This window comes from Herbaspirillum sp. C9C3, from assembly GCF_013359625.1.
In the GTDB taxonomy this organism is placed as follows: domain Bacteria; phylum Pseudomonadota; class Gammaproteobacteria; order Burkholderiales; family Burkholderiaceae_D; genus Herbaspirillum.
Genome location: NZ_JABFMQ010000033.1, coordinates 1 through 18325, shown reverse-complemented (window position 1 = coordinate 18325; position 18325 = coordinate 1). Strand labels below are relative to the sequence as shown.

Annotated in this window: 15 protein-coding genes; 9 read left to right on the top strand and 6 right to left on the bottom strand. The window is 64.2% G+C overall.

Annotated features, from left to right (window positions below):
* Window positions 1–129 precede the first annotated feature (129 nt).
* The 4 genes from urtA to HNO82_RS20405 all read right to left on the bottom strand — a co-directional run bounded on the left by urtA (window position 130) and on the right by HNO82_RS20405 (window position 5801).
* Complete coding sequence (gene urtA / locus HNO82_RS20420; protein ID WP_008333704.1) at window positions 130–1383, bottom strand: urea ABC transporter substrate-binding protein; 1254 nt, start codon at window positions 1381–1383, stop codon at window positions 130–132.
* 408 nt (window positions 1384–1791) lie between these two features.
* A complete protein-coding gene (locus HNO82_RS20415; protein WP_008333700.1) occupies window positions 1792–2619 on the bottom strand; it encodes a ferritin-like domain-containing protein in 828 nt (275 codons plus the stop codon).
* A gap of 159 nt (window positions 2620–2778) precedes the next feature.
* The gene (locus HNO82_RS20410; protein WP_008333699.1) at window positions 2779–4500 is read right to left on the bottom strand and encodes a sensor domain-containing diguanylate cyclase; all 1722 of its coding nucleotides are present in this window, start codon (window positions 4498–4500) and stop codon (window positions 2779–2781) included.
* Window positions 4501–4511: 11 nt separating this feature from the next.
* Window positions 4512–5801 carry an ABC transporter substrate-binding protein gene (locus HNO82_RS20405; protein WP_349627579.1) on the bottom strand — a complete coding sequence of 430 codons (1290 nt, stop codon included), beginning with the start codon at window positions 5799–5801 and terminating at the stop codon, window positions 4512–4514.
* Between the two features lie 459 nt (window positions 5802–6260).
* Between HNO82_RS20405 and HNO82_RS20400 the strand changes: the two genes are divergently transcribed.
* From HNO82_RS20400 to HNO82_RS20375, 6 genes are all read left to right on the top strand, one after another.
* Complete coding sequence (locus tag HNO82_RS20400) at window positions 6261–7484, top strand: Bcr/CflA family multidrug efflux MFS transporter (RefSeq protein ID WP_175344938.1); 1224 nt, start codon at window positions 6261–6263, stop codon at window positions 7482–7484.
* A gap of 23 nt (window positions 7485–7507) precedes the next feature.
* On the top strand, window positions 7508–8404 hold the full coding sequence (gene rarD, locus HNO82_RS20395) for an EamA family transporter RarD (RefSeq protein ID WP_175344937.1): 897 nt from the start codon (window positions 7508–7510) through the stop codon (window positions 8402–8404).
* A gap of 39 nt (window positions 8405–8443) precedes the next feature.
* On the top strand, window positions 8444–10111 hold the full coding sequence (ettA, locus tag HNO82_RS20390; protein ID WP_088755425.1) for an energy-dependent translational throttle protein EttA: 1668 nt from the start codon (window positions 8444–8446) through the stop codon (window positions 10109–10111).
* A 183-nt stretch (window positions 10112–10294) separates the two neighbouring features.
* Entirely contained in the window at window positions 10295–10582 is a 288-nt protein-coding gene (locus HNO82_RS20385) for a hypothetical protein (protein WP_175344936.1), read from the top strand.
* A gap of 222 nt (window positions 10583–10804) precedes the next feature.
* Window positions 10805–11719 carry a ketopantoate/pantoate/pantothenate transporter PanS gene (panS, locus tag HNO82_RS20380; RefSeq protein WP_034351498.1) on the top strand — a complete coding sequence of 305 codons (915 nt, stop codon included), beginning with the start codon at window positions 10805–10807 and terminating at the stop codon, window positions 11717–11719.
* Between the two features lie 147 nt (window positions 11720–11866).
* Window positions 11867–12460, top strand: a complete 594-nt coding sequence (locus tag HNO82_RS20375; RefSeq protein WP_175344935.1) for a putative pterin-binding protein — start codon at window positions 11867–11869, stop codon at window positions 12458–12460.
* Window positions 12461–12482: 22 nt separating this feature from the next.
* On the opposite strand, the gene HNO82_RS20370 is transcribed toward HNO82_RS20375, so the two are convergent.
* Window positions 12483–14123 carry an acyl-CoA synthetase gene (locus tag HNO82_RS20370; RefSeq protein ID WP_175344934.1) on the bottom strand — a complete coding sequence of 547 codons (1641 nt, stop codon included), beginning with the start codon at window positions 14121–14123 and terminating at the stop codon, window positions 12483–12485.
* Between the two features lie 171 nt (window positions 14124–14294).
* Here HNO82_RS20370 and HNO82_RS20365 point away from each other — a divergent pair, with 171 nt between their 5' ends.
* The 3 genes from HNO82_RS20365 (at window position 14295) to hisC (ending at window position 16891) form a co-directional block, all read left to right on the top strand.
* The gene (locus HNO82_RS20365; protein ID WP_008333670.1) at window positions 14295–14969 is read left to right on the top strand and encodes a Crp/Fnr family transcriptional regulator; all 675 of its coding nucleotides are present in this window, start codon (window positions 14295–14297) and stop codon (window positions 14967–14969) included.
* Window positions 14970–15058: 89 nt separating this feature from the next.
* On the top strand, window positions 15059–15724 hold the full coding sequence (locus tag HNO82_RS20360) for a hypothetical protein (protein WP_175344933.1): 666 nt from the start codon (window positions 15059–15061) through the stop codon (window positions 15722–15724).
* A gap of 84 nt (window positions 15725–15808) precedes the next feature.
* Window positions 15809–16891, top strand: a complete 1083-nt coding sequence (hisC, locus tag HNO82_RS20355; protein WP_175344932.1) for a histidinol-phosphate transaminase — start codon at window positions 15809–15811, stop codon at window positions 16889–16891.
* A 54-nt stretch (window positions 16892–16945) separates the two neighbouring features.
* On the opposite strand, the gene HNO82_RS20350 is transcribed toward hisC, so the two are convergent.
* Window positions 16946–18181: a YbfB/YjiJ family MFS transporter gene (locus HNO82_RS20350; protein WP_008333665.1), complete on the bottom strand. Its 1236-nt coding sequence runs from the start codon at window positions 18179–18181 to the stop codon at window positions 16946–16948.
* Between the last annotated feature and the right edge of the window lie 144 nt (window positions 18182–18325).

Here is an 18325-nt window from a genome sequence, read left to right as displayed (position 1 = left end):
GCGAGTCGTCGGGCGGTTTTCTTGTGGAGGGAAATGCGTGGGGCGGACGGAGCGCCTTGGATACGCCGCGCAAGCTGCGTATCGAAGGCGCTCCGAAGAACGCCATCAACTACTGCAACAACCGCAAGCTTAGTTCTTCTGCTTGCTCTCGTTGCCCGGGATATACGGGCTCCACGGTTGCGCGCGGATGGTGGTCTTGGTCTTGTAGACCACGTTGAACTGACCATCGGCCTTGATTTCGCCGATCATCACCGGCTTGTGCAGGTGGTGGTTGGTCTTGTCCATTTCCAGCGTGTAGCCCGACGGTGCCTTGTAGGTCTGGCCCGCCATGGCCGCGATCACCTTGTCGGTGTCGGTGGACTTGGCCTTTTCCACGGCCTGCGCCCACATGTGGATGCCGACGTAGGTGGCTTCCATCGGGTCGTTGGTCACGACGGTGTCGGCATTGGGCAGGTTCTTGGCCTTGGCGTAGGCCTTCCACTTCTTGATGAAGGCGGCGTTGACCGGATTCTTCACCGATTCGAAGTAGTTCCAGGCGGCCAGGTGGCCCACCAGCGGCTTGGTATCGACACCGCGCAATTCTTCTTCACCCACCGAGAAGGCCACCACCGGCACATCGGTCGCCTTCAGGCCGGCGTTGCCCAGTTCCTTGTAGAAGGGCACGTTGGAGTCACCGTTGATGGTCGAGATCACGGCCGTCTTGCCACCGGCGGAGAACTTCTTGATGTTGGCCACGATGGTCTGGTAGTCGGAGTGGCCGAACGGGGTGTAGACCTCGTCGATGTCGGAGTCCTTCACGCCCTTGCTGTGCAGGAAGGCGCGCAGGATCTTGTTGGTGGTGCGCGGATAGACGTAGTCGGTACCCAGCAGCACGAAGCGCTTGGCGCCGCCGCCTTCCTTGGACATCAGGTATTCCACGGCAGGAATGGCTTGCTGGTTGGGGGCAGCACCGGTATAGAAGACGTTCTTCTCCAGTTCTTCACCTTCGTACTGCACCGGGTAGAACAGCAGGCTGTTCAGTTCCTTGAAGACCGGCAGCACCGACTTGCGCGACACCGAGGTCCAGCAACCGAAGACCACCGAGACCTTGTCCTGGGAGATCAGCTGACGCGCCTTTTCGGCGAACAGCGGCCAGTTCGAGGCCGGGTCGACCACCACCGGTTCCAGCTTCTTGCCCATCACGCCGCCGGCGGCGTTGATTTCATCGATGGTCATCAGGGCCACGTCTTTCAGGGACGTCTCGGAGATGGCCATGGTGCCCGACAGCGAATGCAGGATGCCGACCTTGATGGTGTCGGCAGCAAAGGCCGACGGCAGCCAGGAGGATGCGGCCAGTGCGAATGCACCCAGAGCGGTGGCTTTCAGTACGGTACGACGTGACATGTGGTGCTCCCTCGAGAAAAGTTTTGGAAGAATTTTTTCACTGCCCAGTCGCTTTAGCAGATTGTGTGCCAATGCCCGGTCAAGGGCCTGCGGTCTGCATCAAAGCGGGGCGGGGAGCGGAGGGAGGAGGGAATAATGTTGTCAGGCACGCCAGGATTGCGCACCAAAGCCGAGCGTCATTGTCGACAGTCGTATGGTGCTGCGGCAACACTCACCAGCCTGGCGCTCCAGCATGCGCGATCTTGGTGCGTCGGTGAAAGCGCCAGTGGGCGCGGGTTTGCGCCAGGCGAAGCAATTTCCTGAGATATGAGGCAGATTGTTCACAATAGTGAGCACATCGTGAACGATACTTTGAGCGCAGAGCGCCAGGCCGCGTGTTCCATTGCGGTGCCTGGCGCTGCCGGGGCATCAGCGCAGCAGCACGTGCTGCATGAATTGCCGCAGGGGGAATTCGATCATGTTCTGCAAGGCCACCGGCAGTTCCAGTGGACGCATGATCATCTTGATGGTGGTGTCGGGTTTGAGATTGACGCGCACGGTGCGACTCATGCGCGAGGCCAGTTCCTTCACGCGCGCCGGGTCGGCCGCCAGTTCCGGCTTGTGCACCATGACCACATGGCGGATGGCGCAGTCGGCGTCTTCGCTCTTGAGTTCCAGGGTGCGGCGGCTCAGGGTGCCGAAGACACGCGAGCGGCCGATGTTTTCCTGGCGGCGGTAGCGACGGAAGTACTGGTAGAAGTGCTTGTAATGATTGACCTCGTCATTGGCGATGAGGCCGGCCAGGTGCTTGAGGACCGGCTCGTCGGTAGCGCGCGCCAGGGCGCGGTAATAGGTGGAGGTGCCGGTCTCTACCACGCAGCGCGCGGCCAGTTCCTGGGCGCGCGTGGGTTCGAGCAGCTCCACCTTGCAGTACTGCGAGTATTCATCGAGGAAGCCCTGGTAGGCGCGCGGCCAGTCGAATTCCGGCCAGACATGCTCGACATAGGCGCGCAGGGCCGCGCCATGCTGCAGCTCTTCCTGTTCCCAGTGCTCGCGCAGCCAGGTCTCGACTTCGGCATCGCCCTGGTAGTACTCCACCAGGTTGTGGGTATAGAGATCGGAACCGCTTTCGACGAAGGAGGCGCAGGCCACCAGGTAGAACAGGTCTTCGTTCTGCCGCACCCGCTCTTTGTCGATGCGGGTCAGGTCGATGTCATCGATGGTCCAGTGTTTTTTTTCTTGGCGACTCGGGTTCATCTGCTATACCTCTCTTCTCGAAGTGGTGGTGGGCATAGCGATATGATGCGGCGCGATGACATTGGTTCAGGGCCGCCCAAGACGTCTTGACACAACTTTGCAAAGCATCCGGCGACGTCAGCATTTCGTCAGGGAGAATGGTCAGCGGGGCCGTGGAAATCACAGGTTCCGGGTAGCATCGCTGCCCAGCACCACACGATTGCGGCCCTGGTATTTGGCGTGATACAGCGCCTGGTCGGCGATGCGCAGCAGCTCTTCGGCGCTGGTCTGCTCATCCGGTTGCAGGGAGGCCACGCCGATGCTGGCCGTGATGTAGCCGAACGGAGAATCCGCATGCGGCAGCTTGAGCGCGAAGATGGCCTGGCAGATGTGCTCGGCCTGCTGCAGGGCATGCGCAGTGTCGCTCTCGGCGATGATGACGCTGAACTCCTCGCCGCCGTAGCGTGCGACCAGGTCGGTAGCGCGGCGCGAACTCTTCTGCAGCACACGCGCCACGATGCGCAGGCATTCGTCACCGGCCAGATGGCCGTAGCGGTCGTTGTACTTCTTGAAGTAATCCACGTCCAGCATCAGCAGCGCCAGCGCATGTCCCGAGCGCACCGAGCGCCGCAGTTCCTGGTCCATGACCTCGTCGAAGCGGCGCCGGTTGGCCACACCGGTGAGTCCGTCGGTGGCCGACAACGCTTCCAGCTTGCGGTTGGCGCGTTCCAGTTCGCGCGTGCGGTGGGCCACCTGCTCTTCCAGCACCTGCTTGCTCTGCTGCAGCTTGCCGGCCATCTCGTTGAACTTGCGCGAGAGCACGGCGATCTCGTCGCCGCCGGCCTGTTCCACCCGTACCGTGGTGTCGCCGCTGCCGGCTTCCTTCATGGCGCCCACCAGCCGCTGCAGGGGGACGCTGATGCTGCGCGCGATCAGCGCCGAGAGCAGCAGCGAGGCCCCGAAGCACAGCAGGCCGATGGCGATGATCTTGTCGCGCACCGAGCGCGTATCGGCGTTGAGCTTGTCACTGGGCGTGGCGCTGACCACCCACCATGAGGTGTGCGGCAACTGGGCAATGGCCGCATAGTAGGGGGTCTTGTCGGCGCGGGTATAGGCGATGAAGTCGCTGGTACGGCGTTGTCCGAGGCTGGCCGTGATGCCTGCCAGCAGGGCCGGATCGGCGCTGCTCAAGCTGGTATCCCGGCCCTGCACCACCACCGTGCCATCGCTGGCATCGACGATGAAGAGGCTGGAGTCGTAGCCCAGGTCGACGCCCTCGAAGATGCTGAAGAAGTAGCTCGGCCGCACGCCCACGAACAGAATGCCGGCGCTGCGGTTGTTGCCCGTGAAGCGGATCTCGCGCAGCATGGCCACGCTCTTCTGTCCATGGCCGCCGTTGTAGAGCGTCCACCAGGCGCGTCCGCCCAGGTCGGGAGCCAGCTCGGCCACGCGCCCGATATTGCTGGCCAGGGGCGCAAAGATCTGCGGATCGATGACCTGGCGCTTGCGATCAAGCAGGTACTTCTGGTTCACGTCCGGCAAGGACCCGAAGGTATCCAGCAGTACGCGCGCCACCGCGCTGCGGGCCGCCGCGCTGGCGGCTTCGTCCTGGCCATAGTAGTCGGCCAGCAGGCGCTGCAACCTGTCGGACAGGACCAGTTCCTCGCTGGTGTCTTCGATCTTTTCCATGCGCAGCATCAGGTTCTGCGAGATCTGCTTGACCACCTGGACCGAGTAGGTCCGCACCTTGTCCTGGGTGGCGCGGGTGGTTTCGCGATAGGCCAGCAGGCCCGAGATCACCAGCGGCACCAGCGAGACCAGGATGAAGGAATTGATGAGCCGGTAGCGGATTTCGATCTTGCGCAGGAAACCCAGCCAGAAGAAGTCGAGCCGTCTTTTCATGGAGAGCCCTCTTACCTGGCCGACAGGCGCGCCTGCTCGGTGATGGAATTCTGCAGGATGCGCGCTGCCCGCGCCGGTGTCTGGCTGCCCGACAGCACACCCTGCAGAAGCGGATGCAGCACCTCGATGGTATTGACCGGCAGCATGGAGTAGTACAGCCCCGGCGCATTGTCGGTGGCGGCATCGCGCTTCATCTCGTCGACCAGCGCAAACAGCGCGGGGTCTCCCCGTACATCGGAGGGGATCACGCGAAACGGCGGAATGTTCTGCCGTTTGCTCTGCCAGATCGGCATGCCCGGCCCATACAGGAAATCCAGGAACTGCGCCGCTGCCTGGCGGTGCCGCGCACTGCCGTGCTGGCCCACGGCGAAGCCGGTTTCGCTGCCCAGCACCGGCCTGAGCGGCTGGCCCCGGTCGTTCCACGGCGGCACGAAGACGCCCACGTGCATGCCGCGTCCGTTCATCAGTGTCCCGGCGGCCCACGTGCCCTGGAAGGTCATCGCGGCGCGCCCCTCGGCGAACTGGCGCAAGGTACTGTCATAGCCGGCGCGCAGGCAGTCGGCCTGCACCATCTTCCGCTCCACCAGCGTGCGCAGGCGAGTGAAGATGGCGACCCCGTCGGGATTGTCCAGCTGCAGAGTGCCATTGGCGATGCGCGTGCGCCAGTCGGGCACTCTGGCCGCGATCAGGTTGGCAAAGCCGTAGCTGAAGGGGCCATTGCCCAGCATGTTGGGAAAGCCGCCCGACAGCGCCAGCGGTACCAGACCCGCCTTGCGCAGCGCTGCACCGGCGGCCAGGAAGGAGTCGAAGTCGGTGGGCGGCGTGGCGATGCCGGCACGCGCGAACATGTCGCGGTTGTAGTAGATCAACGTGGTGGCCAGGCCGGAGGGAATGCCGTAGCGACGTCCACCCGGCGAGGTCCACTCGCGCTGCAGGATTTCCAGCATGTTGCCCCAGGCCCGGGTATCACCGATGTCGGCCAGCAGGCCCTGGTCGGCCAGGGTGGCCGTATAGGGGCTGGCATTGACCGAGAAGATGTCGGGCAGGCTGTCGGTGGCTGCGCGCGGCTTGAGGTTTTCCTCGACGGAATTGCCGATCATGAACTGCAGGTTGATCCTTACCTCGGGATGGACAAGCGTGAAGGCATCGACCACCCGGTGCATTTCTTCGGACCAGTCGGGGGCCCACACCAGTGCCGTCAGGACCACCGGCTCGGCGCTGGTGCTTGCGGCACGCGCGCTTGCTGCGCCTGCGCTGTCGTCACCGCGTTCGCAAGCGGCCAGCAGGAGGCTTGCGACCACCCCCGCGATGAATATCCTGAGCCCGCGCATGGCGCGCCCGGTCATGCCTGAGAGTGCGCAGCTGGAGTGGCAATCCGGATCAGGCACGCCTGTTACTGATGGCGTATATCGGCCACGCATCGATTTCCCCTGCGGCTAAGCTTTTTGTTTTACAGCAATGCGCATGGTGCTGCGTTGCGCCTACCTGCCGCTCTCTTTGCACGATCCTGGCATATGAGAACAATGGCAAGAAGTTTGCCAGTTTTTACAGTTCCCTGCACGAACCGCGTGCGCTTTTATTGTCTTTGCTCAGCTTTTGCCACGGCGCAAGTGCGCCCGGCTTGATGTGCCGCCTGAACGAAAATGAACAGGCCCTTATAATGGGCCCCTCGCGCCCTACGGGGCGATCGCGGTTCACTTTGCTTCAACCTGTCGGCATCTTCCTCTCTGCTGAGGATGCGGCTGTCTCACCGATTCCACATGCACAACAAAGATACTTCGCTCTCCATGGGCAAATTTCCCCCATGGCTGGCCGTCCTGGCAGCCTTGACCGCGCTGGGCGCGCTGGCCATCGACATGTACCTGCCCAGCTTCACGGCCATCGCCAAGGATCTGGGCGTGGGCACCAACCTGGTCCAGCTGACGCTGGCCTCGTTCCTGGTCGGCCTGGCCGTGGGGCAGATGTTCTATGGTCCGTTGTCGGACCGCTTCGGTCGCAAGCCGCCCTTGTTCTTCGGTATCGCCCTGTACTTTGTTTGCTCGTTGCTGTGCATTTTTGTACAGAGCATCGAGACCCTGATCGTGTTGCGATTGTTCCAGGGCCTGGGTGGTAGCGCCGGCATGGTGATCCCGCGCGCCATGGTGCGTGATCGCATGGGGGCCGAGGGCTCGGCCAAGGCGTTCTCGATGCTGATGCTGGTATTCGGGCTGGCCCCGATCCTGGCTCCCTTCATCGGCGGTCTGATGCTGGTCTTCGCCAGCTGGCGCGGCATCTTCGTGGTGCTGACCATCTTCGGTCTGCTGTGCATGCTGGGCACCCGCAAGTACCTCACCGAGACGGTGGACGTTTCCCGTGCCGAACCCTTGCACCTGGGTCGTACGTTGCGCCAGTATCGGGACCTGCTGCGGCATCGCCAGTTCATGTCCTTCGTGCTGTGTGGCGGCCTGGTGCAGGCGGGGATGTTCGCCTACATCGCCGGTGGTCCGTTCGTGGTGATCGAGCTGCACGGCATCCAGCCGCAGTATTTTGGTTTCGTGTTTGCCTCCAACGCCGTCGGGCTGATCGCCGCCTCGCAGATCAATGCGCGCCTGGTGGTCAAGCGCTCGGCCGAGCGCGTGCTGGGCCGTGTGTTGTGGGTGCCGGCGGGCCTGTCGCTGGTGGTGGTGCTGGCCGTGGCCGCTGGACTGGAAAGCCTGCCCCTGCTGCTGTTCGGCTTCTTCGGATATCTGACGGCCTATGGCTTCACCGGCCCGAATGCAACTGCCATCGCCTTGAAGCATCAGGGCCGCCAGGCCGGTACGGCTGCCGCGCTGATGGGTACCCTGCAGTTCGGCATGGGCGTGCTCTCCGGCGTGGTAATGAGCCTGTGGCATGACGGTACGGCCTTGCCGCTGGTGTCGGTGATGGCCTTCTGCGGCGTGAGCGCATTCCTGCTGTATCACTTCGTGGCCAAGCATGAGCCGGTGACAGCGGCGCAGCATTGAATTTCAGGAAGCGCTGACCCCTCATGCTCTACGCCGTCTCCGCCTCCATCCTGTGGGGCTTGTTCCCGCTCTACTTCAAGTTGCTCAAGGAAATTCCTTCCTTCGACATCGTGGTCCATCGCCTCTTCTGGTCTTGCGTGTTCCTGGTGGCGGTGCTGGCCTGGCGGCGCCAGTGGGGCTGGGTCGCCGAGGTCCGTCAGCGGCCCATGGTGGTGGCCGGCTTCCTGCTCTCGGCCCTGCTGCTCACCGGCAACTGGACACTCTACGTCTGGGCCGTCAATGCCGGACGCATCGTCGATACCAGCCTGGGTTACTTCATGAGTCCGCTCGTGAGCGTCTTCATGGGCTACCTGATCCTGAAGGAACGCATGCGTCCCCTGCAATGGCTGGCGGTGTTCCTTGCACTCGGTGCAGTGATCTGGCTGACCATCGCCAATGGCAGCCTGCCGTGGATTTCGCTCTTGATCGCGCTGACCTTCGCCTTCTATGGCCTCTTGCGCAAGACCGCGCACCTGGGTGCCCTTGAAGGCCTGTCGCTGGAAACCTTGCTGATGCTGCCGCTGGTGCTGGTCATCCTGGATGTCGATACCCTGCGTGACAGCAACGCCTTCACCCATGCTTCCACTTCGGCCAGGATCCTGCTGGCCTTGTCCGGCCCCATCACGGCGGTGCCGCTGCTGCTCTTTGCCCATGGCGCGCGTCGCATCCCCTTGTCGATGCTGGGCCTGATGCAATACATTTCGCCCACCATCCAGCTGCTGGGTGGCGTGCTGATCTACGGCGAACCCTTTGCCGGGGCACGCGCCATCGGCTTTTGCGTGATCTGGGTGGCGCTCGCGGTATACTCCGCCGAAGGCTTGTGGCGCTACCTGCGCACCCGCGCGCAAAGCTCGGCAGAGCCCAGCGCCGGCGGCGCCTGATCGCCGTCTTACCTTTCCCTCTCACTGGCAACTCATACCATGGCCCAATACGTCTTTACCATGAACCGCGTCGGCAAGATCGTGCCGCCGAAGCGGCAGATCCTCAAGGACATCTCGCTGTCCTTCTTCCCCGGCGCCAAGATCGGCGTGCTCGGCCTGAACGGCTCGGGCAAGTCCACCCTGCTCAAGATCATGGCCGGCATCGACAAGGAAATCGAGGGTGAAGCCATCCCGATGCCCAACCTCAACATCGGCTACCTGCCCCAGGAACCGCAGCTCGACGCCGAGAAGACCGTGCGCCAGGAAGTCGAAAGCGCCCTGGGTGAAGTCTTCGAAGCCCAGGCCAAGCTCGATGCCGTCTATGCCGCCTACGCCGAGGAAGACGCCGACTTCGACGCCCTGGCTACCGAACAGGCACGCCTGGAAGCCATCATCGCCGCCGCCGATGGCAATAGCCTCAACCAGCAGCTGGAAATGGCCGCCGACGCGCTGCGCCTGCCGCCCTGGGACGCCAAGATCGGCGTGCTCTCCGGCGGCGAAAAGCGCCGCGTGGCGCTGTGCAAGCTGCTGCTCTCCAAGCCCGACATGCTGCTGCTGGACGAACCGACCAACCACCTGGACGCCGAATCGGTGGACTGGCTGGAACAGTTCCTGCAACGCTTCCCCGGCACCGTGGTGGCCATCACCCACGATCGCTACTTCCTCGACAATGCCGCCGAATGGATCCTGGAACTGGACCGTGGCCACGGCATCCCCTGGAAGGGCAACTACAGCTCCTGGCTGGAACAGAAGGAAGCCCGCCTGAAGCAGGAAGAGGCCAGCGAATCGGCCCGCCAGAAGACCATCGCCAAGGAACTGGAATGGGTGCGCCAGAACCCCAAGGGCCGCCAGGCCAAGAGCAAGGCGCGTCTGGCCCGCTTCAACGAGCTCTCCGAATACGAATACCAGAAGCGCAACGAGACCCAGGAAATCTTCATTCCCGTGGCCGAGCGCCTGGGCAATGAAGTCATCGAATTCAAGAACGTCAGCAAGGGCTATGGTGACCGCCTGCTGATCGACAACCTGAACTTCAAGATCCCGGCCGGCGCCATCGTCGGCATCATCGGCCCCAACGGCGCCGGTAAATCGACCCTGTTCCGCATGCTGGCCGGCCGTGAAACCCCGGACAGTGGCGAACTGGTGCTCGGCCCCACCGTCAAGGTGTCGCTGGTGGACCAGTCGCGCGAAGACCTGGGTAACAAGAAGACGGTCTTCGAAGATGTCTCGGGCGGCGCCGACATCCTCACCGTGGGCCGCTTCGAAATGCCCTCGCGCGCCTACCTGGGCCGCTTCAACTTCAAGGGTGGCGACCAGCAGAAGATCGTCGGCAACCTCTCCGGCGGTGAGCGCGGCCGTCTGCACCTGGCCAAGACCCTGCTGCAGGGTGGCAACGTCCTGCTGCTGGACGAACCGTCCAACGACCTCGACGTGGAAACCCTGCGCGCCCTGGAAGATGCGCTGCTGGAATTTGCCGGCACCGTGCTGGTGATCTCCCACGATCGCTGGTTCCTGGACCGTATCGCCACCCACATCATCGCCTTCGAAGGCGATTCGCAGGTTACCTTCTTCGACGGCAACTATCAGGAATACGAAGCCGACAAGAAGAAGCGCCTCGGCGAAGAAGCGGCCAAGCCCAAGCGTATCCGTTACAAACCGGTTACGCGTTGATCGCTTCACTGATGGGTACGTAAAAACGCCGCGGGTTCCCGCGGCGTTTTTTTTTCGTCCGCCTATCCTCCGCCTGTCGTCCGCCTGTCGTCCGCAGCCCGGACGTAAAGAGTTGTAGGGACGCATGACGCCGCCCCTCGCGCTGGCTACCATCGCGGGATCACCACATCACCGGGAGCCCCGATGCAGATCCGCAGAACGCTATCGCTTGCCCTGACGACGGTGCTGGCCGGTTGCGCCACCTCGCAACCGGTCACGCAGATCGACAAGGATACCTACCTGCTGGTAGCCAGTTCGCGCTGGCATGGCAATGACGGCGTGGCTGTACAGGGCTTGCAGCAGGCCGATGACTGGTGCCGCCAGCAGGGCCGCCACGCCCGCATCATCGGCAGCGAACGTTCGGAGGGCGTAATCGGCGTGATGCCGCCCAAGGTCATGCTTAGTTTCAAATGTGATCTATCCCGCCCGTAGCGGCTCCCACCGCCCGGGAACGGGCAGCAATCGGCCTGCACGGGTAGAATCACGGCCTTGCCCGCCCACAAGGCCCCGGCCAGAGAAGAGGCCGTCACCGTATCGGGTGCACGATGATTCCTCCACCGCAGTTCGCGTCATCCACGCAGTCAACATAAAAAACGCGCCATCCCGTCATGATCGTCTTCATGCGCGGGTTTGTTTCATCATTCATCCATTGCCATGCTTGCCACCATCACCCGCCTCTTTCCCGTGTGGGCGCTGCTGCTTTCCGCTGCCGCCTACTTCTCGCCGCCGACCTTCACGCCCCTGGGCAAATACATTACCCAGCTGCTCACGCTGATCATGCTGACCATGGGCGTGACGCTCACGGTGGACGACTTCAAGCGCATCATCAAGCGCCCCGCGCCCGTGGCGGCCGGTATCGTCCTGCACTACCTGGTCATGCCGCTGGCCGCCTGGATCATCGCCAAGGTGCTGCGCATGCCGCCCGATCTCACCGCCGGCATGGTGCTGGTGGGCAGCGTCGCCTCCGGTACTGCCTCCAACGTCATGATCTATCTCTCGCGCGGCGATGTGGCCTTGTCGGTCACCATCTCCACCCTGTCGGCACTGGTGTCGGTGTTTGCCACGCCGCTGCTGACCGAGCTCTACGTGGATGCCTCCATTCACTTCGACGCCCACGCCATGCTGATGTCCATCGTGCAGATCGTGGTGGTCCCCATTGCGGTCGGCCTGGTGCTGAACCTGTTCGCGGGCAAGCTGATCCGCCGCATCGAACCCTACCTGTCGCTGGTGTCGATGGTGGCCATCCTGTTGATCATCTCGGCGGTGGTCGCAGGCAGCCAGGCCAGCATTGCGTCGGTGGGCCTGGTGGTATTGGTGGGCGTGATCCTGCACAACGGCCTGGGCTTGCTGGGCGGCTACTGGGGTGGCCGCCTGCTGGGCTTCGATGAGGCGGTCTGCCGCACGCTGGCCATTGAAGTCGGGATGCAGAATTCCGGTCTGGCCGCTGCGCTGGGCAAGTTGTATTTCACGCCGGTGGCGGCTCTGCCGGGTGCGCTGTTCTCGGTGTGGCACAACCTCTCCGGGTCGCTCTTGGCCGGCTACTGGCGCGGCCGTCCGCCGCGTGACTGAAGCGCGGTTGCAGTGATGCAGCGCTGAGTCCAACGGCCCGCCTCGCCTTGAGGCGGGCCGTTGTCCTTGGTGCGCAGCGAAGCGCAAAAACTGATTACAATCCGCCATCACCGCACGTCCCACCCATCTCCAAGAGGAGGCCATTCCATGCAAAAACGCAAGTTCCTCAGTCTGGGCGCCTCGCTGCTGGCCGCGCCCGCCGCCCTGCCGGCACTGGCCGCTGACAAGAAGGCCAGCCCTGGCGCAGGTCCGGTGCTGCTCACCGTCACCGGCGACATCAGCAAGACCAATCGCGGCCCGCTCGATCCGGCGCTGGACCAGATGATGGCCAAGCAGAAGCTGGCGTTCGACCGTGCCCACACCTTCGATTTTGCCGCGCTCGCCGCGCTGCCTTCGGTGGAGATCCGTCCCACGCTGGAATACGATGGCCGCCGTCACAGCCTGCGTGGTCCGCTGCTAGTGGAGGTCTTGCGCGCCGTGGGTGGCCCCGCCACCGTGCAGAACTGTGCCCTGCGTGCCGTCGATGGTTATGCAGTGCTGGTTTCGGCGGAGGATATCGCCAAGTATCGATTCATCATCGCCACCCATCTGGATGGCAAGCCCATCCCGCTGGGCGGACTCGGTCCGCTATGGGCCGTGTATGACGCCGACAGCTTCCCCGAGATGAGCGCGCGCCCCTTGCCGGAGCGCTTCGGCCAATGCCCCTGGGGCCTGTATCACATCGCCGTGCGCAAGGCCTGAGGCGATGCCATGGGGCAGCGCCTCAGACGTTGATGGCGCTGTCGGACTTCATGCGCTTGCGCAATTCAAACTTCTGGATCTTGCCGGTGGACGTCTTGGGCAGCGGACCGAAGTAGATCGCCTTGGGCACCTTGAAACCGGCCAGGTGGCCCCGGCAGAATTCGGTCAGTTCTGCCGCATCGATGTTGGCACCTTCCTTGAGCTCGACGAAGGCGCAGGGTGTCTCTCCCCATTTCTCATCCGGTTGTGCCACCACCGCTGCGGCCAGTACGGCCGGATGGCGGTACAGCATGTCCTCCACTTCCACGCTGGAAATGTTTTCTCCGCCGGAGATGATGATGTCCTTGCTGCGGTCCTTGATCTTGATGTAGCCGTCCGCATTCATCACACCGAGGTCGCCGGTATGGAACCAGCCCCCGGCAAAGGCTTCATGGGTCGCACGGTCGTTCTTCAGGTAGCCCTTCATGCAGATGTTGCCGCGGAACATGATCTCGCCGATCTCCTCGCCATCGGCGGCCACCGGTTCCATGGTATCGGGGGAGAGCACCGTCACCCCGCTTTGCAGGTGATAGCGCACGCCCTGGCGTGACTTCTGCACCGCGCGCTGGTCCACCGACAGCGTGCTCCATTCATCCTGTTCCGCACACACGGCCGCCGGTCCATAGACTTCGGTGAGTCCATACACGTGGGTCAGCTCGAACTGCATCGCCTCCATCTTGGCCAGCACGGCTGCCGGCGGCGGCGCCCCGGCCACCATCGCCTTGACCGGGCCACGGATATTGGCGCGCCAGCCCTCGGGGGCATTGGCCAGCGCCGCATGCACGATGGGCGCGGCGCAGTAATGGGTGATGCCGTGTTCGGCGATCAGGTCGAACACCAGCTTGGGCTCGAACTTGCGCAGGCACACGTTCACCCCCGCGCGTGCGGCCACCGTCCACGGGAAGCACCAGCCATTGCAATGGAACATGGGCAGCGTCCACAGGTAGACCGGATGCTTGGGCAGATCCCATTCGAGGATGTTGGAGATGGCATTGAGTGCCGCGCCGCGATGGTGATAGACCACGCCCTTGGGGTCGCCGGTGGTGCCGGAGGTGTAGTTCAGCGCAATCGCATCCCACTCGTCGGCAGGCCATTGCCATTCGAAGTTTTCATCGCCATCGGCCAGCAGGGCTTCGTATTCCAGATGGCCGAAGCGCTCGCCGGGTACCGGTGGCGGACCCAGCACGTCGAACACCTCGACGATCTTCAATGCCGGCAATTGCGCGCGCAGCTGCTGGGCCAGTGCGGCGAATTCGCTGTCGATGAGCAGCACCTTGGCCTCGCCATGGCGCAGCATGAAAACGATGGATTCGGCATCGAGCCGGATGTTGAGTGCATTCAGTACCGCACCGGCCATGGGCACACCGAAGTGCGCCTCCACCATCGCCGGGGTATTGGGCAGCATCGCCGAAACGGTATCGTTCTTGCCGACGCCGAGGCGCTGCAGGGCGCTGGCCAGGCGGCGCGTGCGGCGATAGGTCTGGTCCCAGTCCTGGCGCAATGCGCCATGGATGATGGCGGGACGCTGGCCATAGACGGCAGCGGCGCGCGCGATGAAATCGATGGGGGTGAGGGCCGCGTAATTGGCGGCATTGCGGCCGAGGCCGGTGTCGAAGTCTGCCATGCTTGTCTCCTTGCGGCGGGGATGAGGGGCGCGGCCTGTGCATTTTTTATCAGCCGCCTGTGATTAGGGTAGCACCGAAGCGGTCTTGTGCTTTGTCATCACGATGACAAGGCTGACATGCGACAATGTTGGCCGTTTCCTCTTCCCCGTGCACATCCCATGAGCAGCCCGATGGCGCAGCTTCTGCAGCAATACGACTGGTTCGCCGCGCTGGCGCCGGAACACCGTGCGCTGGCCGCCGCCACCACCCAGCTTGCGCGCTATGCTGCCGACGCCTTCGTGGCCCGGCGCGGTGAGCTCTCGCAATACTGGATCGGCGTGCATGAGGGCCTGATCAAGCTGGCCGTCTACAACATCGATGGTCGCAGCAGCACGCTCTCGGGCGTACCGCAAGGCGGCTGGTGCGGCGAGGGCAGCGTCATCAAGCGCGAGCCGCGTCGCTATGATGTCATCGCCATCCGCGCCGCGCAGATCCTGCTGGTGCCCGCCGATACCTTCCATCGCCTCATGGCCGAAAGTCTGCCCTTCAACGCCTTCGTCATCGGCCAGTTGAATGAACGCATGGGCCAGTTCATCGCCACCGTCCAGAACGAGCGGCTGCTCGACGTCGATGCCCGCGTAGCGCAGGCCATTGCGCAGCTGTTCCATCCCATGCTCTATCCGCGCACGTCCAAGGTGCTGGAACTGTCGCAGGAAGAAATCGGTCTGCTGACCGGCCTGTCGCGCCAGCGCGTGAACCAGGCCATGCGCCACCTGGCCGAGCTGGGGCTGGTGGAAATTTCCTACCAGAGCATCCGCGTGGTCGATCTGGATGGCTTGCGCGCCTTCGGCATGGCCTCGCTGTGAGTGGCCTGTCACCACGACGACAGTCTGGCGCCCGCGGCTGACTTAAGATCACTTGCGCATCCCGGAGTTGAGACCGTATCGGAACAGCCATGGCCATCGTCACCCATCATCATCTGCCTCTGCGCGAACTACGCTTCGCCGCCCCCGCGCGGGTGCGGGTATGGAAGGGCGCGGCCACCTTGAAGAGCGGCGGCGTGGCGGTCGAGTTGCAGGAGGGCGAGAGTTTCACCGTGCCGCCCTTCGTGCGCTTCGCCTGCCTGGCGCATCCGCGTGTGACGGCACAGGGCATGCGCCCGGCGGTGTGGTCGCTGTCCCTGGAGGCGCAGTCGAGCGCCGACATGGAGCGGGCCGCCGACACCAGCAAGCCCCACGCCCGGCGCCTGGCTGCCGCGATCTTTGCGCAACCGGCAGCGCAGTGGTGTGCCGAGCGCATTGCGCGGGAGTGGCAGATCTCCACCGCGCGCCTGCGTGCGCTCTTGTTTGCCGAGGGCGAGTCGCTGCGCAGCCTGGTGCGCGAGCAGCGCGTGGCGTGGGTGCTGGCGCAACTGGCGCGCATGGAAGATGCCCGGGCCCGCCCGTCTGATGCCGGGTTTGCCTCGCAGGCGGCCCTGCAGCGCGCCTGCCAGGACCTGATCGGCCTGCCGCCCGGGATTGCCGAGCGCGCGCTCTCCCTGCTCAGCAGCCAGCCCAGGGCGGCGCTCCCGCCGCCGCAGGAGGGGCAGTCCCGCCAGCGGCGCTATCGCCCCTATTTCTGAGGCGGGTGCGGCCGGCTGGCGGCAAGTTTGCTACCATCTGCGCTTTCCCTCAATTCTGTACGGCCCGGCATGGGCTGATTTCTCATGAGCAAGTTCTGGAGTCCCATCGTCAGCCGCCTGACGCCCTACACCCCCGGCGAACAACCCAAGCTCGCGCGCCTGGTCAAGCTCAATACCAACGAGAGTCCGTATGGTCCCTCGCCGCTGGCGCTGCAGGCCATCGCCCGCGAGGTCAGCGACAGTCTGCGGCTCTATCCCAATCCCGACGCCGAGCCGCTGAAACTGGCCATCGCCGGTCGTCACGCCGCCGACGGTATCACCGCGCGCGAGGTGTTCGTGGGCAACGGTTCGGATGAAGTGCTGGCGCATGCCTTCCAGGCCCTGCTGCAGCATGGCAAGCCCATCCTCTTCCCGGACATCACCTACAGTTTCTACCCGACCTATGCCGGCCTGTACCAGGTCGACTATCGCGCCGTGCCGCTGGCCGAGGACTTCACCCTGCGCAGCGCCGATTACCTCGGCCATGGGGAGTCCATCGGCGGCATCATCTTCCCCAATCCGAACGCGCCGACCGGTTGCTTGCTGGGGCTGGAGGAGGTGGAGCGCATTCTGCAGGGCAATCCGGAACGGGTCGTGGTGGTCGATGAGGCTTACATCGATTTCGGTGGCCAGAGCGCCATCCCGCTGGTGCAGCGCTATCCCAACCTGCTGGTGGTGCAGACATTCTCCAAGTCGCGCGCGCTGGCCGGGATGCGGGTCGGTTTTGCGGTCGGTCATGCCGACCTCATCGATGCGCTGGAGCGGGTCAAGAACAGCTTCAATTCCTATCCGCTGGATCGCCCTGCCATTGCCGGCGCTACCGCCGCCATCGAGGACGAGGACTATTTCCGCAAGACCTGCGACATGGTCATCGCCAGCCGTACCGCCCTGGTGGGGCAGCTGCAAGCCCTGGGCTTCGAGGTGCTGCCTTCGGCGGCCAACTTCGTCTTCGCCCGCCATCCGCAACGCGATGCCGCCGAACTGGCCGCGTCGCTGCGCAGCGACGGCATCATCGTGCGTCACTTCAAGAGCGAGCGCATCAAGCAGTTCCTGCGCATCACCATCGGCACCGATGAGGACTGCGGCATTCTGGTGGAGTCTTTGCGCCGCCACCTCGGTCAGCAGTAAGCCCGGCGGCGGACCGCGCCGGCATTGGCCGCGCGGCCCGATGTGCAGAAAACGTCAAGCCGCGCCGGGCGGCCTCTCGTGCGCGCCCAGCGGCTTTTGCCGCCATGCCACCAGCGACCCCGCCAGCAGCATCAGTGCAGAAAACGTCAGCCCGCGTTGCAGGCCGCCCGCACCATCGGCGATCCATCCGACGATGGAAGGGCCGATGATCTGGCCCACGGCGAAGATGATGGTGAAGGCGCTGATGCCTGCAGGCCAGTCCGCCGGCGGCAGGTTGTGGCGCACCATGGCCGTGGTCGAGGCCACGGCCGAGAGGAAGCAGCCCCCAAACAGCAACCCTGAGGCAAACACCGCCACGGGCGCTGCCGTCGTGGCCGGCAGCAGGGTGGCCAGGCACAGCAGGCCGTTGAGGATGGCCAGCGATTGCCCACCGTGGAAGCGGTCCAGCATGCGCGCCCAGATGCGCGAGGACGCAAAGGTCGCCGCCCCCAGCAGCGCGAAGAAGAGCGTGATGCGTGACGCCGCCATGCCTTCCTCTTTCAGCAGGGCGATGACGAAGGTCATGTAGCCGATATATCCCAGCCCGAAGAATAAATAACCGATCAGCCCGAACAGCAGGCTGCGCGGACGCCATGCCCCGCCTCCTGCCGCCTGTGCCGGCGAGGTCGGCATCAGCCGGGCGGGCAGCGTCATGACCAGGCTGGCCACCAGCGCCAGCACGCCCAGCAGCACCCATGCCCATTGCCAGGGATGCGCTGCACCCTGTGCGACGGCGGCGTCCATCACCGGCGGCACCAGCAGCGATGCGGCCACGATGCCGATGCCGGTGCCGCCGTAATACAGACCCAGCAGCAGCCCCGCGCGCTGCGCGTGCAATGCCGCCAGCCGGCTCACCAGCAAACCGCCCGAGACGAAGATGAGCGCACTGGTCACCCCCGTTACCACCCGCAACAGCAATTGCAGCAGCGTGTCCGTGGTCAGCGCCGGCAGGAAGGAGAGCAGGGCGGTGCCGAAGGCGCCCGCGATGAGCACGCGGTGCGCCTGATAGCGGCGCATCAGTACCGGTGTCATCAGCGCGCCCAGCAGATAGCCCAGCGCATTGCCGGTATTCATGCCCCCGGCGATCAGATAGGGCCAGCCCAGGTCGGTACGCATCGGCGCCAGCAGCAGGGCATAGGAAAAGCGCGCCACCCCAAGCGCCACGGCCGTGCCCAGCGACAGGGCCAGGGCGGTGAGGATGGGATGGCGCAGGATGAATGGCGCGGGCGCATGCGCAGCGTGGCGGGTCATGGAAGGACGTCTCCTGGCGGTCTTGTTATGGTGTGGCGCCAGTGTAGCCGATGCAGGCCAGTGCGGTGCCAGGCCCTTGGGCCTGTTCACATTAAATCTGCGAGATGCGTTGCCCCCAGAAGGCGTGGTGGCAAGGCGCGCGTC